The organism is Seohaeicola zhoushanensis (assembly GCF_014656415.1).
Classification (GTDB): Bacteria; Pseudomonadota; Alphaproteobacteria; order Rhodobacterales; family Rhodobacteraceae; genus Seohaeicola_A; species Seohaeicola_A zhoushanensis.
This window is the reverse complement of the sequence record NZ_BNCJ01000041.1, coordinates 1-16175: the sequence shown is the minus strand read 5'-3', so window position 1 is coordinate 16175 and position 16175 is coordinate 1. Positions and strand designations below refer to the sequence as shown.

The 16175-nt window shown below is 67.1% G+C and carries 14 protein-coding genes; 7 read left to right on the top strand and 7 right to left on the bottom strand.

Annotated features, from left to right (window positions below):
• The 3 genes from IE266_RS25900 to IE266_RS25890 all read right to left on the bottom strand — a co-directional run.
• Window positions 1-485 (bottom strand): NAD-dependent epimerase/dehydratase family protein (locus tag IE266_RS25900; protein ID WP_189683040.1); only part of this gene is annotated, 485 nt, incomplete at its 3' end.
• 5 nt (window positions 486-490) lie between these two features.
• Window positions 491-1612, bottom strand: a complete 1122-nt coding sequence (gmd, locus tag IE266_RS25895; protein WP_189683039.1) for a GDP-mannose 4,6-dehydratase — start codon at window positions 1610-1612, stop codon at window positions 491-493.
• A 142-nt stretch (window positions 1613-1754) separates the two neighbouring features.
• Complete coding sequence (locus IE266_RS25890) at window positions 1755-2789, bottom strand: glycosyltransferase (protein ID WP_229864507.1); 1035 nt, start codon at window positions 2787-2789, stop codon at window positions 1755-1757.
• Between the two features lie 136 nt (window positions 2790-2925).
• On the opposite strand from IE266_RS25890, the gene IE266_RS25885 reads away from it, so the two are divergent.
• A complete protein-coding gene (locus tag IE266_RS25885; protein WP_189683038.1) occupies window positions 2926-3927 on the top strand; it encodes an NAD-dependent epimerase/dehydratase family protein in 1002 nt (333 codons plus the stop codon).
• 80 nt (window positions 3928-4007) lie between these two features.
• Here IE266_RS25885 and IE266_RS25880 read toward each other — a convergent pair whose 3' ends face one another.
• Together IE266_RS25880 and IE266_RS25875 are read right to left on the bottom strand one after the other, a co-directional pair.
• Entirely contained in the window at window positions 4008-5033 is a 1026-nt protein-coding gene (locus IE266_RS25880; protein ID WP_189683037.1) for a ParB/RepB/Spo0J family partition protein, read from the bottom strand.
• A 23-nt stretch (window positions 5034-5056) separates the two neighbouring features.
• Window positions 5057-6451, bottom strand: coding sequence for an AAA family ATPase (locus IE266_RS25875; RefSeq protein WP_189683036.1), 1395 nt, complete (start codon window positions 6449-6451; stop codon window positions 5057-5059).
• A 378-nt stretch (window positions 6452-6829) separates the two neighbouring features.
• Between IE266_RS25875 and IE266_RS25870 the strand changes: the two genes are divergently transcribed.
• Together IE266_RS25870 and IE266_RS25865 are read left to right on the top strand one after the other, a co-directional pair.
• Complete coding sequence (locus IE266_RS25870; protein ID WP_189683035.1) at window positions 6830-7828, top strand: replication initiator protein A; 999 nt, start codon at window positions 6830-6832, stop codon at window positions 7826-7828.
• A 122-nt stretch (window positions 7829-7950) separates the two neighbouring features.
• Window positions 7951-9372, top strand: a complete 1422-nt coding sequence (locus IE266_RS25865; RefSeq protein WP_189683034.1) for a mannose-1-phosphate guanylyltransferase/mannose-6-phosphate isomerase — start codon at window positions 7951-7953, stop codon at window positions 9370-9372.
• Between the two features lie 108 nt (window positions 9373-9480).
• On the opposite strand, the gene IE266_RS25860 is transcribed toward IE266_RS25865, so the two are convergent.
• Window positions 9481-10326 carry an ABC transporter permease gene (locus tag IE266_RS25860; protein ID WP_189683033.1) on the bottom strand — a complete coding sequence of 282 codons (846 nt, stop codon included), beginning with the start codon at window positions 10324-10326 and terminating at the stop codon, window positions 9481-9483.
• Window positions 10327-10439: 113 nt separating this feature from the next.
• On the opposite strand from IE266_RS25860, the gene IE266_RS25855 reads away from it, so the two are divergent.
• The 3 genes from IE266_RS25855 (at window position 10440) to IE266_RS25845 (ending at window position 13770) form a co-directional block, all read left to right on the top strand.
• Entirely contained in the window at window positions 10440-11798 is a 1359-nt protein-coding gene (locus IE266_RS25855) for a KpsE/RkpR family capsule polysaccharide export protein (protein WP_229864503.1), read from the top strand.
• 96 nt (window positions 11799-11894) lie between these two features.
• Window positions 11895-12548 (top strand): ABC transporter ATP-binding protein, encoded by a 654-nt coding sequence (locus IE266_RS25850; RefSeq protein WP_189683032.1) that lies wholly within the window; start codon window positions 11895-11897, stop codon window positions 12546-12548.
• A 79-nt stretch (window positions 12549-12627) separates the two neighbouring features.
• Entirely contained in the window at window positions 12628-13770 is a 1143-nt protein-coding gene (locus IE266_RS25845) for a hypothetical protein (RefSeq protein WP_189683031.1), read from the top strand.
• Between the two features lie 8 nt (window positions 13771-13778).
• Here the strand turns inward: IE266_RS25845 and IE266_RS25840 are convergent, their stop codons facing one another.
• Window positions 13779-14867 (bottom strand): hypothetical protein, encoded by a 1089-nt coding sequence (locus IE266_RS25840; protein WP_189683030.1) that lies wholly within the window; start codon window positions 14865-14867, stop codon window positions 13779-13781.
• Between the two features lie 132 nt (window positions 14868-14999).
• Between IE266_RS25840 and IE266_RS25835 the strand changes: the two genes are divergently transcribed.
• Window positions 15000-16100, top strand: coding sequence for a hypothetical protein (locus IE266_RS25835; protein ID WP_189683029.1), 1101 nt, complete (start codon window positions 15000-15002; stop codon window positions 16098-16100).
• Window positions 16101-16175 lie beyond the last annotated feature (75 nt).

Here is a 16175-nt window from a genome sequence, read left to right as displayed (position 1 = left end):
TTGGTCGGCATCACCGAGCGGTAATCGGTGCCATACTGCCGGTTGTAGCTCTCGCAGAGCTTGATGCCGGCGATCTTAGCCACCGCATAGGGTTCGTTGGTCGGCTCCAGCACGCCGGTCAGCAGCGCGTCCTCGCGCATCGGCTGGGGCGCCTCCTTGGGGTAGATGCAGGAGGAGCCGAGCTGCAGCAGCTTCGTGACCCCGGCGGCGTAGGCCTGGTGGATCACGTTGCACTCGATCATCAGGTTCTCGTAGATGAACTGCGCCGGGTAGCTGTTGTTGGCGAGGATCCCCCCGACCTTCGCCGCCGCCAGGATCACCTGGTCGGGCTTCTCGGCCTGGAAGAAGGCGCGTACCGCGGCCTGGTCGGTGAGGTCGAGCTCGGCGCTCGTCCGGGTCACCAGTTGGTGCCCGCCCTCCGCCTGCAGCGCGCGCAGGATCGCGCCCCCCACCATGCCGCGATGCCCCGCGATGTAGATCTTCATGGCCCCTACCCCTCCAGGCTGACCGGCAGGTCCAGACCGTGTGCCTTCAGCAGCGCGTGGCGTTGCGCGGTCTTGAGATCCTCTGCGACCATCTCGGCGCACATCTGCTGCGCGGTGATCTCGGGCACCCAGCCGAGGCGCGCCTTGGCCTTGGCCGGGTTGCCGAGCAGGGTTTCCACCTCGGCCGGGCGGAAATAGCGCGCATCGATCCGCATCACCACGTCGCCCACCTTGAGCGCCGGGGCCTTGTCGCCGCTGATCGCGGTGACGGTGGCGATTTCCTCGGTGCCGCTGCCGGAGAACTCCAGCGTAAGGCCCAGTTCGGCAGCGCTCCAGCGGATGAACTCGCGCACGGAATACTGCACCCCGGTGGCGATGACGAAATCCTCGGGCGCCTCCTGCTGCAGCATCATCCACTGCATCCGCACGTAGTCCCTGGCATGGCCCCAGTCCCGCAAGGAGTCGATATTTCCCATGTAGAGACAGGGTTCGAGCCCCTGGGCAATATTGGCAAGCCCGCGGGTGATCTTGCGGGTGACGAAGGTCTCGCCCCGGCGCGGGCTCTCGTGGTTGAACAGGATGCCGTTGCAGGCATAGAGCCCGTAGGCCTCGCGGTAGTTCACCGTGATCCAGTAGGCATACATCTTGGCCACCGCGTAGGGCGAGCGCGGGTGGAAGGGGGTGGTCTCGGTCTGGGGCACCTCGCGCACTTGGCCGTAGAGCTCGGAGGTGGAGGCCTGGTAGAAGCGGGTCTTCTTTTCCAGCCCGAGGAAGCGGATCGCCTCGAGCAGGCGCAACGCGCCGATGGCGTCGACATCCGCCGTATATTCCGGCGCCTCGAAGGAGACCGCCACATGGGACTGGGCGCCGAGGTTATAGACCTCGTCGGGCTGCACCTCAGAAAGGATCCGGGTCAGGTTGGAGGTATCGGAGAGATCGCCGTAATGCAGCTTGAGCTGGGCGTGGTTGGAATGCGGATCCTCGTAGATATGGTCGATCCGCTGGGTGTTGAACGAGGAGGCGCGGCGCTTGATGCCATGCACCTCATAGCCCTTCTCCAGCAAGAATTCGGCGAGATAGCTGCCGTCTTGTCCGGTGATGCCGGTGATCAGGGCGGTCTTGCTCATCTGTCTCGGGTCCATTCGGCTGAAGGCGTCAATCTCTTTTCTCCGCAATCGCGCCCAAGGGCAAGCCGGGGGTGCTGCGCGGGTAAGTATACATCCGTTCGACGCTGGCAGCTCTTGCCCCCCGGCGCGGGAACTCCCCTAGTCAGGGTCTGATTTCCGGCGCTGAGGGATGTTCGGCCAGGGCCAGCACGCTGGCATGGGGCCGGCCGAGGCGGCGGGTCAGCCCGTCGGCCACCGCGCGGCTCATCAGGCGCAGGAAGATGCGCCGCTCTCCCTCGTGGGCGCGTGCCTTCATCAACCATTTCGGCAGCACCACCAGCAGCGCCGGCCAGAACAGCCAGCCCGCCGCCATGCGGTAGAGCAGCAGCAGGTTGCGGTGGTGGTAATAGGCCTTCCAGAGCGGCCGGAAGCGCTGGCCGCGATCGGCGGCGACCAGCGTGGTGAAGTCATGCTCGAAGCGGATCTGCGGCACGAAGGCGATCTGCCCGCCCTGCCGGCGCAGGCCCAGCGTGTAGAGGGAATCGTCGCCGTAGATGAAGAGCCGCGGGTCGGGATAGCCGATGCGCGCCACCGTGCGGGCGTCGATGAAGAAGCCGACGAAGGAGGTGACGTCGATCGCGCTGACCCCCTCACCGTAGGCGGCATGGGGGATGTGGAAGCCGTTGCGGCCCCGGCGCGCGGTGCGCAGGACGCCGCCAAGGCTCCAGAACGGGTTGCGCGAGGGGCGGTTCATCTCGCAGATGCCGCCATCGGGGAAATAGACTGCCGCCGCCAGCGCGTCCCAGCCGCTGCGGTCCATCGCGTGGAAGACCTCGAGCGCGCCGGGTTCGGGGCGGGCGTCGTCGTCCATCACCACCAGCCAGTCGGGGGCGTGGCGGTCCATGGCGCGGCGCATGCCGCTCTCGAAGCCGCCGGCGCCGCCGCAATTGACCGGGCTGGTGACGATATCGAGCCTCGGGTCGCCCTGCCCCGCCAGCCAGGCACCGGTGCCATCGTCCGAGGCATTGTCGACCACCACCACCGCCGGCAGCAGCGCCTCGGGCACATCGAGCAGCCGCGCCAGCGTCACCTTCAGCTTGTCGAGCCGGTTGTAGGTGACGACCACCGCCACCAGACGCACGGCCGCCGCCTCTTGCAGCCCCCCTGCCCCGTTCCGATACTGGCCCTGCCCGTCCACCTAGCGCTTGCTCCTGTCCCTGCAACGCCGCCAACACTCACAATTCGGCGCGCGAGTCAAATCCGCCCGTGCGGCCGAGCGCAACGCCGCCGGTTCCGGTTTGACAGGTCGCGCGGCTTCGGTCACCTAGAGAGCCATGTTGACCGCATTTGTCACCGGTTCGGCCGGGTTCATCGGATATCATGTCGCCACCCGTCTGCTGGCCGAAGGCTGGCGCGTCATCGGGCTCGACTGTCTCTCGGATTACTACGACGTGGCGCTGAAGAAGCGTCGCCACGCGCTGCTGGCGCAGCACGCCGGCTTCACCGCCGTCGAGGCCCGGCTGGAAGAGCCGGGGCGGCTGCGGGAGATCTTCGAGGCGCATCGCCCCGACCTGGTGGTGCATCTCGCCGCCCAGGCCGGGGTGCGGTTCTCCATCGATGCACCGCGCTCCTACGTCGAGTCCAACCTCGTCGGAACCTTCGAACTGCTGGAAGCCGCCCGTGCCTTTCCGCCGCGCCACATGGTGCTGGCCTCGACCTCTTCGGCCTATGGCGCCAATACCGAGATGCCCTATGTCGAGACGCAGCGGGCTGATCACCAGATGTCCTTCTACGCCGCCACCAAGAAGGCGACCGAGAGCATGGCGCATTCCTATGCCCATCTCTACGGGCTGCCGGTGACGATGTTCCGCTTCTTCACCGTCTACGGGCCCTGGGGTCGGCCCGACATGGCCTATTTCAAGTTCACCCGGGCGATCCTGCAGGGCGAGCCGATCGAGGTCTATAACCACGGGGCAATGCGGCGCGACTTCACCTATGTCGACGATCTCGTCACCGGCATCGTGAAGCTGGCGGATGCGGTGCCGGGGGACAAGCCGGTTTCGGAGCGCGACTCGCTCAGCCCGGTGGCGCCCTTCCGGGTGGTCAATATCGGCGCCGCGGCCCCTGCCCCGCTGATGGAGTTCATCGCCGCCATCGAGGCCGCCTGCGGGCGCGAGGCCGAGAAGGTGATGCTGCCGATGCAGCCGGGCGACGTGCCGGCGACCTGGGCGGACATCGGGCTGCTGACCGACCTGACCGGCTTCACCCCGGAGGTGGAGATGCGCGACGGGGTGGCGCGTTTCGTAAGCTGGTATCGCGACTATTACCAGGTCTGACGGCCTGTGATCTTAGAAATATCAATTAGTTACAAGGAAACGTTTCGCGCGCGAAACATTTCGGATGGGTAGGGCGGGGTTTACCCCGCCGCCCCCTGCCGGAGCAGCCAGCCCTTCAGCGCGGCATGCAGCTCGGGGGTGACGCCGGCGCCGCTCAGCACGATGCGGGACCCGTCGAAATTGGCGGTCACGTCGAGCGCGGGGGCACGGGGTTTGCTGGCAGGTGCAGGCACGGGCTCAGCCGCAGGCGGGGCAGGGGGGCGGGGCCGCTCCGCCGCCAGCCGGGCCAACAGCGCCATCTCGGCCTCGGCGGTCGTGGGCCGGGCGCGTGCCACCCCCTCGACGATGCGCTTGGCGCCGCCGGCCTCCACCGCCTTGGCCAGCTCCAGCCCCAGCTTCTCGGAGATCGCGGTGGGGAAGCGCAGGACCCCGTCCAGCGCCTCGACCACGTCGACCAGGCTGTTGATCTTCGACCGCTTCGAGCGCGAAACTGCGCCGAACAGACCCTGCAAAGCCAGTTTGCGGGTCGGATAGATCCCCTCCTGCCAGGCCTTCAGCGCGATGCGGGCGCGTTCGTAGAGGCTGAGGTTGGCGCGGATCTCGTTTTCCTCGACCATCGCCACATAGGCGGCCTGGCGGTCGGGCGGGGCCACCACCAGCGCCTTGACCGTGGCAAAGCGGGCGCCGTGCTCGCGCTCCAGCTCCTGCAGGGCGGAAAGCCGCCGCAGGCCCGAGACCAGCCCGTGGGTATGGCCGCCCCTGGGCTGCGGCAGCGCCACCACCTCGATCGGGGTCTGCTGGCCGCGCGCCAGCAGCGAGGCGGTCAGCGCCTCCATCTCCTCGGGATCCTGCGCCATGCGGTCGCGCACCAGGTGGTGCGGGTCGATCGCCGAGAGCGGCAGCGTCTCGATCAGCCGGCCCTCGGCGCGGGCCGAGGCCAGGGCTTCGGCCACCTCCCCCAGCGCGGCGCGGGCCGAGGCATCGCCCGCCACCCGGGCAATCGGCGGCGAGGCCGGCATCAGCGCCCGCATCGCCGGGGCAGGGGCGTTCTCCGCTCCGTCGAGGTAGCCCGCCTGCGGCGGCGTCAGTCGCTTGCGCTTGGCCATGTCGGCTCTCCCCGTATCAGGCTCTAACTGGCCAGTTCTGTCTCGGCCGCGGCTAGTTCTTCGCGCCGCCAGATGCCCAGCAGCAGCCGCTTGAAGGCGGCATAGGTGGCGTCGAAGGTCTCGCGGCCGCGGGCATAGGTCTCGCGGTTGAAGTCGCGGTAATCCGCCTCGTAGATGCCCGAGACCTGCTCGCCGGCCTGGCCGATCAGCGCGGTGAAATCCTGGCGGTGCGGCGAGAGCGTGCGCCCGAGATAGGCCTGCATCAGCGCCGCCAGCTCGCCCTGCTGGGCGCCGTCATAGCGGGTGATGACCGCGCGCACGGCATCCCATTCGAAAGCCAGCCCGGGTCGCCCCAGCGCCCGCGCCGCCATGTTCTCGCCCTCCTCGATGCTGGCGAAGGTCGAATGCAGCATGTCGAAGAAGCGCCCGGTCGAGTCGAATTCGAGGAAGGAGGCGCCAAGCGGCACCAGCAGGATATCGGCCGCCGCCAGCCCGTTGATGGTGAGGTAGCCAAGCGCCGGCGGCGTGTCGATGAAGATCACGTCATAGGCGTCCAGCACCCCGTCAGCCTCGAGCCGGTCGGTCAGCGCATCCCAGAGCTTCCAGCCGCGCGCCGCCATGCGCCAGACCGGCACCTGGAACTCGGCCCAGTAGAGGTTCAGCTGGGCGCCGATCAGGTCGATATTGGGCCAGTGGGTGGGCTGGATCACGTCCTGGGCGGTCATCTCCATCGCCGCCGCCAGCGTCTCGTCCAGCGGCTGCGGCGCCTCGCCCCGGTCGAGCCGGCGCTGGTTCTCAGCCCGCAGGTGCTCGCCGTAGTGGCGCGCGAGCAGCGGGAAGGCGGTCTTCCATTCATCCGCCACCTGGCCGCCGAAGATCGAGGTCATGCTGCCCTGGCTGTCGAGGTCGATCACCAGCACGCGGTAGCCGTCGAGCGCGGCGGACATGGCGAGATGGGCGGCGGTCGAGGTCTTGCCGACGCCGCCCTTGAAGTTGGCAACCGCCACCAGCTTGGCCGGCAGCCCCTTGGGGCGGTAGGGCAGGTAGTTCTTCGACCTGGCCCCCTGCGCCCCGAAGAAGGCGCGCAGGCGCAGCACCTCGTCGAGGGAGAACCACTTGGCGCCGGCCTCGGTATCGCTGACGCCCTGGGGCAGCTCGGGGTTGGCGCGCAGCACGCGGCGGAAATGCGCCTGGGCCACCGGGATCAGGTAGCGGGTGATCTCCCAGGTCGAGAACAGGCGGAGCTGCTTGCGCCCTTCGGCGTCCAGCCCCCGGCTGGCCAGGTCGGCGCGGCCGCGCGCGCAGGCCTCGGCGATGCGGGCGAAACCGGCGGTGCTGGTCGGCGCTTCCAGCTCGGCCTGGGCCGCATCGGTGTCGATGTTGAAATAGGGGGGCAGGGCGGAGGGGTCCTGGGCCATGTCATGCTCGATATGCCGTGTTTTTGTCAGGATATCACAAAAGGCAGCACATGGAAGGAAAAGCCGCATCTCGCAGCCCTTTTCCTGGCAAATCTGGGGGATTTCGCCCCGTGATACCCCAGATCCGGGGTCTGCGGGAATTTTTTTTCTGTTAGTGATGTGTTATTTATGTGTTACGGGATCCGCCGCCTGTGCCAATCGCCCTTGTTTTGCGGGGGATGGAGGTGCTGTCCGGGGGCTCAGGCGATTCCGAACCCCCGAAAGAGTGACTCCGTTCCCCCGATCTTCCGACTCCGAACCCCCGTTGCCGCAGGGTGTGGATAACTCTAGGGTGAGCGTCATCGAAACCACGAAAAAACCCGAGTCGGATCAACGACCATGAGCAGTGCAGGGACGGGCGGGCTGATGCCCGACCGCAGGATGCAGGGGGATTTCTTCCTCTGCGACATCTTCGACGCGATCCCCAAGGACGATCTCGCCAGCATGGAGCATCCGCTGTTCTCTCTGGCGACGCGGCCGGACCTGAGGGTGCTGAAATACGCCCATAACGGGGTGGCGATCGAGGTGACGCCCTCGGTCAAGGGGCTGGCGACGATCCACGACAAGGACATCCTGATCTTCTGCATCAGCCAGCTGATGGCGGCGCTGAACGCGGGGCGTGCGGTGTCGCGCACGCTGCAGCTGAAGGCGCATGACCTGCTGGTGGCGACCAACCGGGAGACCAGCGGCGATGCCTACCGCCGCCTGCGCGAGGCCTTCGAGCGGCTGGCCGGTACCCGCATCACCACCAATATCGTCACCGGCGAGATCGAGACCACCACCGGCTTCGGCCTGATCGAGCGCTGGGAGATCATCCGCAAGACCCGCGGCGGGCGGATGGTCAGCGTGAGCGTGACGCTCTCGGAATGGCTGTACCGGGCGGTGCTGGGGCGGGCGGTGCTGACGCTGTCGCGCGACTACTTCCGCCTGAGGAAGCCGCTGGAGCGGCGGATCTACGAGATCGCCCGCAAGCATTGCGGCCGGCAGGAGAGCTGGCGCGTCTCGGTCGACACGCTCCTGAAGAAATCCGGCTCGGCCTCGCCCCGGCGGGTGTTCCGCGCCATGCTGCGCGAGATGATCGCCTCGGACCACCTGCCCGATTACGCCATGACGGAAGAGCCGGGCGACCTGATCCGCTTCAGCCAGCGCACCGCCGTCGTCGAGGTGCCGCCGCCGCTGCTCTCGGAGGCCGCGCTCGAGGAGGCGCGCCGCCTGGCGCCGGGGATGGACGTGCACGCGCTGGCCGCCGACTGGCGCGGCCTCTGGGCCCGTACCGGGGCGCAGCGGCTGAGAAAGCCCGACGCGGCCTTCCTGGGCTGGCTCAGAAAGCGGCTCTAGGCAGGGATTTTCCAGGACTGATGCCCGATAGTCTTGTGCAAAGGGCATTGCGGCTTGAACTTACGACGCCAATCGGGAGATACATTTCCGATAGCCCACTTCAGATCGGTTCAGGTGATTTCATGATTACCCCAGTGCTACTTTGCGGCGGCTCCGGCACGCGCCTCTGGCCGCTCTCGCGCAAGTCCTATCCCAAGCAATTCGTGCCGCTGGTGGGCGAGACGACGCTGTTCCAGGCCTCGGCCGAGCGGCTCTCGGGGCCAGGCTTCGCGGCGCCGCTGGTACTGACCAATTCCGATTTCCGCTTCATCGTGACCGAGCAGCTGGCGGCGGCCGGCATCGATCCGGGTGCGATCCTGATCGAGCCCGAGGGGCGCAACACCGCGCCGGCGGTGCTGGCGGCGGCGCTCTGGCTGGAACGGAGCGACCCCGAGGGGCTGATGCTGGTCGCCCCCTCCGATCACGTGGTGCCCGATGCGGCGGCCTTCCGCGCCGCGGTGGCGACCGGGGCCGAGGCGGCAGAGGCCGGGCAGCTCGTCACCTTCGGAATCAAGCCGACCCATGCCGAGACCGGTTACGGCTACCTGGAACTGGCCGAGGATCCCGGCGCCTTCGAGGCCCGGCCGCTGGCGCTGAAGCGCTTCGTCGAGAAGCCAGACGCCACCCGCGCCGCCGAGATGGTCGCCGCCGGTACCTATCTGTGGAACGCCGGGATCTTCCTCTTCTCGGTCAAGGCGATCCTCGCCGCCTTCCGCGCCCATGCGCCGGACCTGGTCGCCCCGGTTCAGGCTGCGGTGGAACAGGGCTGGCCCGACCTCGGCTTCCTGCGGCTCGACCCCGCGGCCTGGAGCGGCGCGGGCGACATCTCGATCGACTACGCGGTGATGGAGAAGGCCGACAACCTCTCGGTGGTGCCCTTCGCGGCGGGTTGGTCCGATCTCGGCGGCTGGGACGCGGTCTGGCGCGAGGGCGGGCCGGATGCGAAGGGCGTCGTAACCTCTGGCGCGGCCACCGCGATCGACTGCACTGACACGCTGCTGCGCTCGGAGAGCGAGCGGCTGGAGGTGGTGGGCATCGGGCTGGAGAACGTGATCGCGGTGGCGATGAACGACGCGGTGCTGGTGGCCTCCATGGACCGGGCGCAGGACGTGAAGAAGGCGGTCGAGGCGCTGAAGGCGAAGGGCGCGGCGCAGGCGACGCATTTCCCCAAGGATCACCGGCCCTGGGGCTGGTTCGAGAGCCTGGTGATCGGCGGCCGCTTCCAGGTCAAGCGGATCCACGTCCACCCCGGCGCGGCGCTGTCGCTGCAGAGCCATCACCACCGTTCGGAGCACTGGATCGTGGTGGAGGGCACCGCGAAAGTGACGGTGGACGACCAGGTGAAGCTGGTGAGCGAGAACCAGTCGGTCTACATTCCGCTGGGGGCGGTGCACCGGATGGAGAACCCGGGCAAGGTGCCGATGGTGCTGATCGAGGTGCAGACTGGCTCCTACCTGGGCGAGGACGATATCATCCGCTACGAGGACGTCTACGCCCGGTCCTGAGACGGATGGCTGGGGCCGGGAGTAAGCCACTGTAATTTAGAAAAAAGTAGATGATTGATCGCGGGGTGCTCCGAGAGGGCACCCCGAATGTCCCGCCAGGGATGCGGCTCAGGCGTTCAGGATCTCGCGGTGGTAGCGGCCCAGCAGGACCTGCCCAAGCGCCATCAGCACTAGGCTGACCCCCAGCACGTAGAGCGGACTGGCATAGGTGGCCACATAGGTTGGGTAAAAGCCGCTGCGCATGATGCCGCTGATATGCATCAGCGGGTTAAACCACAGGATCGTGCGGGCGATCTCGGGGAGATCCTCGTAGATGTAGAGGATGCCCGAGGCGAGAAACAGCGGTCGGGTGATGATCGACCAGGCCACCTCCCAGATCGGGAACAGGCCTGAAAGCGCGCAGTTCAGCGTGCCTACGCCGAGCCCCAGTATCATGGCGAGGCCGGTCGCCTCGACCATCGGCACCATGTCGAGCGTGGCGCGATGGCCGATCACCGCCAGAATGCCACCGAGCAGCAGCACCGAGACCACCACGCTGGTCAAGCTGTTGAGCAAGAAGCGCGCCAGCACCGCATCGAGCCAGGTCACCGCCGGGTAAAGCAGCAGCGGGCGTGAGAAATTGATTGCCCGCGCCACTGCGTTCGAGATGCTCTGGTACATGTCGAAAGGCAGATAGCCGGTGGCGTAGAACAAAAGGAAAGAATGGCCGAGCGAGGGCGTGCGGATGAGCAAGGAAAAGCCGATGCTCAGCACCAGGATCGCGCCCAGCGGTTCGAGGATGCTCCAGGCATAGCCCCCTGGCGTGCGCCCGTAGCGCGTCGACATCTCGCGCAATACCAGCGCAAGTACCGTGCGCAAGGTCGCAAACCGGCGCCGGGCGGCATCGGCCGGCGGCAGCGCAGGAGGTGGGGCAGGGGAGAGGGAGGGCGGCGGGTCTGCGGGCTGGGAGGCCATCGGGCGGTGTCTCGGGCTGGCGTCGACCGGGGCTTTATGCAAGAGATACACAGCAATTACAAACGGCTTAACGCCACGCGCCGGGGCGCCCCGGCCCAGGTACAGGACAAAGCATGGACGGCAAGCCCGAGGAGAAACCGGCCCGGCGCAGCGCGGAGGCGGAGGATAGACCCGCCACGCCGCAGGTGGCCGATCCGGTGGATCTGGACGACGACGACGATTTCGACGACGATCTCGCGCCGCGTCGTCGCGGCAGGGGGCGCCGCGCTGCGCTGCGCCGGGCCGGGGGTGGACCCGCCGCAGCGGCCGGTGCGCCGGCGCAGGTGGTGCAGGTGCAACCGATTGCCCGGCCGGCCCGGCTGCGGCGGCGTCACTGGGGCTTGATCCTGAGCTTCGTGTTGCTGGTCGCCGCGCCCCTGGCCGCGACGGTCTGGTACCTGTCCGAGGTGGCGCAGGACCAGTACCAGTCGGTCACCGGCTTCATAGTGCGCAGCCAGGAAAGCGGCGGCGCCTCGGAACTGGTCGGCGGGCTGCTGCAGTTCACCGGTGGCAGCACCGCCTCGGACAGCGACATCCTCTACGAGTTCATCCAGAGCCACGAGATGGTGCAGGCGGTCGACGCGGAGATCGACCTGCGCGCGCATTACTCCCAGGTCTGGCCAACCGACTGGGTCTTCGGCCTCTGGCCCGACGCTAGCCAGGAGGATCTCGACTGGTACTGGAACCGCATCATCGGCATCTCGTACAACGCCGGCACCGGGCTGACCGAGGTCTCGGTCGCGGCCTTCGACCCAGCCACCGCCCAAGCGATCACCTCGGCCATCGTGCGCCAGAGCCAGGACCGCATCAACGCGCTGAACGAACAGGCGCGCGAGGATGCCATGCGCTATGCCCGCGACGACCTAGATGAGGCTCTGACTAGGCTGAAATCCGCCCGCGAGGCGCTGACCCGCTTCCGTACCCGCACCCGGATCGTCGACCCGGCCACTGATATCCAGGGTCGCATGGGGGTGCTCAACAACCTGCAGCAGCAGCTCGCCACGGCCTTGGTGGACTATGATCTGCTGCGTGGCACCGCCCCGGCGACTGACCCCCGTGTGGTCAAGGCCCAGCAGCTGATCGACGTGATCCGCGAACGCATCCGGCTGGAACGCGCCGGCTTCACCTCGGACAGCACCGACACCGGCGGCATCGGCGAGGACTATCCCTCCCTGATCGCCGAGTTCGAGAGCCTGAACGTCGATCTGGAATATGCCGAGCAGACCTATCGCGCCGCGTTGACCGCGCTGGAGGTGGCGCGCGATGATGCGCAGCGCCAGAGCCGCTACCTCGCCACCTACATCAAGCCGACGCTGGCCCAGTCCTCGGAATACCCGCAGCGCTGGATCCTCGGCGGGCTGACCGGGCTGTTCCTGCTGCTCGGCTGGTCGATCCTGGCGCTGATCTACTACTCGATCCGCGATCGGAGCTGAGGCGGTGGGTGGTTGGGCCCAAATTGCGTGGGTGTGCCTCACGGGCATCGCTGCACGATATCCTGCCGGCCCCCGGCGAACGCGGAGCGTTCGCCGGTGATCCGTTTCGAGAATCTCACCAAGAGCTTCATGATGCGCGGCGAACGGCGGGTGGTGATCGACGATCTGAACCTAACCCTGCCGACCGGCAAGTCGCTGGCGCTGCTAGGGCGCAATGGGGCAGGAAAATCGACCCTGCTGCGGCTGATTTCGGGCACCATGCGCCCGGACAGCGGCCGCATCGTCAGCGACGGCACGATCTCCTGGCCGGTGGGCTTCGGCGGCTCGTTCCACAAGGATCTGACCGGGGCGCAGAATGTGCGCTTCATCGCCCGCATCTACGGCGTTGACACCGATGCGCTGCTGGCCTTCGTCGAGGACTTCTCGGAGCTCGGCAAGTTTTTCCACATGCCGGTGCGCAGCTATTCCAGCGGCATGCGCTCGCGCCTCACCTTCGGCGCCTCGATGGGGATCCGCTTCGACACTTACCTAGTGGACGAGGTGACGGCGGTGGGCGACGCGGTTTTCCGGCGCAAGAGCCGGGCGGTCTTCGTCGACCGGATGCGGCATTCCAGCGCCATCATGGTGAATCACTCGATGAACCAGCTGCGCGCCTTCTGCAACGCCGGCATCGTGCTGGAACACGGGCGGATGCAGTATTTCGACGACCTGGAAGAGGCCATCGCGCTGCACGAGGAGATGATGGCCTGAGCCCAGGGGCCGCGGCAATTGTCCGGGTCGCGGCAATGACTTAAGCACGGCAGCACGCGTTCCCGCCCCGAGGTAAGAGATGACCAAAGCCAAGACCCTGATCTTCCACATCGGCGACCACAAGACCGGGTCGACCTCGATCCAGTATGCCTTTGCGCAAAAACAGGTGCAGCTGGAGGGCCGGAGCGTATTCTACCCGGCGAAGATCACCATGAACATGCTGCGCCGGCATTTCGATGCCGGCGAGGATGGCACCTCGCCCAAGGCGGTGGCGCGGGCGCAGCAGGTCTTCGCCAGCCTGGGCGAACGGCTGAAGGCGGCCAAGGAGGACTACTGCCTGGTCTCCGCCGAGGGCTTCGAGACGGTGCCGGCCGCGACCTTCCGCGAGACCCTGGACACCCACTGGGCCGCCGGGGACGAGCGCATCCGGATCATCGCCTATGTCCGCCCGCATGCGGCGCGGGTGATCTCGAGTTTTGCAGAGCGGGTCAAGATCGGCCTGCGCAAGGTAGTCGATGCCGATCCGGACGCCTTCTTCGAGCAGATGCGCGAGATCGACCGGTTCCGCTATTATCCCCGCTTCATGGCTTGGCGCGAACAGTTTGGCGAGGCCTTCCTGCTGCGCCCGATGATCCGGCAGCGGCTGCGCGAGGGCGACGTGGTGAAGGATTTCGTGCACCATGCCTTCGATGGTACCCCCTTCCGCCTTCTGGGCGAGGACAGCGCCAATGAATCGCTCTGCCTGGAGGATCTGATGCGCCTGAAGGTGGTGCAGATGGAACTGGGGCCGCTACCGCCGCAGCTGCGCCATTCCTTCGGCTGGGAATTCGGCCGGGTTCTCGCCACCCTGCCGCCGCTGCAAACCCGTACCAGGCTGGAGCTGCACAAGAGCCTGGCCGAGAAGATCCGCATGGAATACCGCGAAGACGCGCGGGCGATGGACCGCGATTTCTTTGGCGGCGAGAAGGTTCTGGAAGCCGAGCTGGACCAGGCCTGCGACACCGCACGGTCCGAGCCGCAGTCGGTGCGTCCCGAGGATTATCTCTCGGGAGAGGAGATGCGCGGCATCACCGTGCTGGCGCGTATCTTGGCCGGGGTCTTCGAGAATGACCAGGTGAACTGGCCCGTCTTCCTGCACGGCAAGCGGGTGCAGGAGGTGCGCCAAGTCGCGCGTGCGCTCACCGGCGGCGGCCGGGGCGGGCGTCAGCGCGCAGGCGCCTAGCCTGCCGGTCAGCCGACGGCGCGGGTCGGCGGGGTCGGCCCGCGGTGATCGGGGCTGCGCACCGCCCATTTGAAATGTTCGGGGTCGGCGGTCATCAGCCGGCTCAGCAGATCGGCCCAGATGTCGAACAGGCGCAGCTCCTCGGGGCCGAAATGGTTCTCGGCCCGGAACGACTGCGCTTCCGGCAACGCCTTCTGCGCCGCCCCGGCGAGGGCATCGGACATCGGCGTGCCCTCGAAGAAGGCGGCATCCAGCGCGGCAGCATCCTCGGCGTAGGTGGCCACCACGCGCCGGGCCAGGGCACTGTGCAGGCGGGGCCGGGTGCCGTTCCTGCGCGGAACCGAACTCAAGATATCAGCCAGATACCACCCCAGCGCCTGCTGCACCGGACGCAGGCTGCGGCCGGTCTCGGCGCGGATACGGCCATGAATGGCGCGCAGCATGGCGATATCCTCGACCGAGAGGCTCTCGTTCTGATCGGTGGGCCGGGTGATCTGGAAGGCCTCGCCCCGTGTCATCCAGGAAAAGAAATCATGCACGACATCACCTTTGTAGAGACTGCTGCGAATGAAGGGGCGCAGGGTGAAAGCCTCGCCGAAATGGCGGCGCCACTTCTCGAAGCGGGGGGCGTAGAACAGCAGGCCTTCCGCGGCCAGCTTGTCGTGCATGGCGGCCAGCGGCTTCATGAACAGCCCTTGCTTGGTGCGCTCGGCAAAGGCCGAGACCAACCGATCGGCATGCGGGCGCACATAGGCCACTAGGCGGATCCGCCCGGCATAGCCCTTGAGGTGCCGCTCGATCGCCGCCGCCACCCGCTCGGGATCGACGAATTCGAAATACTCGGCCGAGATCACCCCATGCGCGGCGTCGCTGCTCTCGAATGCCCGGCGCACCGTGGCGAAACGCTCTGCCTCGAAGGGCATCTCGGTGTCGACCCACAGCGACTTGGCCAGCGGAATATGGTTCACGCGCGCCGGATAGACGATGTCGGCACCCTGCCCGGCGGCGGTCCGCCAGGCCTGTTTTGCCAGCACCGCCTGCACCGAGGTGGTTCCCGTCTTGCAGTCGCCGAGGTGGAAAACGATCTCCTGAACCATGCCTGTTCCCTTGCCGCGCCAGCCCCTGTTAAGAGCCTCCCGGCGGAACGCTGTCAAGCGCGGGGCACGCGGCTTTCCTTGCCCTGCGTCTTGTTCTAGACACCCGGCAAAAGGGTTGCACGGGCAGGTTGCATGAAAGTCATCTTCTACATCGGGCATCACAAGGTCGGCTCTACCGCGCTGCAGAGCTTCCTGACGCTGAACTGGTGCCGGCTGGCCAAGCACGGCATCCTCTACCCGGCGGTCGAGACCCGTGGTTTCGCCGCCAACCTGGCGCGTGCGCTGGGGTATCCGGGTCCTGATTTAGAGCGTGATGTCAACATCCGCGAGCCGCATTCGGCACTGGCCTACAAGATGATGGCCGAAGTTAGTGACCGGAAGGTGCCGCAGCAGTTCAAGCGGTTGCCTGCCAGTGTCCAGATGATGCTGGCGCTGCAGAACCAGGTGCGCGAGATCGGCTCCGAGACGGTGATCCTCTGTTCGGAGGCCTTCGCCAATTTCGGCCAGGTGAAGCCTGAGCTGATCCGCACCCTGGCCGACTGGTTCCCGGGGGCAGAGTTTGAGATCTATTGCGCACTGCGCCGGCCGGACGAATACCTTGTCTCGTGGCATGGCCAGCGGCTGAAGGTGGGCGAGAAGATCCCGGCGCTGTCGGCGGGCGGGGCCGAGTCCTATTTCGACAATATCCACTTCAATTTCCGAACTGTGGTCGAACCCTGGCTGCAGCAGCTGCCCAAAGCGCGGATGATCCTGCGCCCCTATGGCGACATCCTTGCCGTCGGCGGCTCGACCGAGGATTTCATGGCGCAGATCTCGGTGCGGATGCCGGATCGGCTGGTGCCCGCAGGCCAGGCCAATTCCAGTCTGCCGCGCGCAGCGATGGAGATCGTGCGGCGCGGCAACCACGACCTGCCGCCGGCACGGGCCCATGCGCTCGCGCAATACCTGCTGACGCAGGGCGCGGCACTGAAACCGGTGGCCAATGGCACTGTCGAGATGTTTGGGGCGGAGCTGCGCGCCCGCCTAGTCGCGCAGTTCGCGCCGATTCACGACTATCTCTCGGAGCTGCTTGGGCGGCCCTTCTTCGACGATATCGACGCGCTCGGCGAGACCCTGCCGGTGCCCGAAGCCGAGGCGGTGCGCGATCTTCTGGCGCGGATCGATCCGGCGGCGCTGCCCGGGCAGGACCTGGGCGACTATGTCTTGCACCTGCGCAACACGCATGCGATCTGAAACCGGGGCCGGCCCCGCCGCCGCCAGCAATTTCGACCGCGCCCTCCGGCAGTGACCGGGGAACCGCATTCCGAA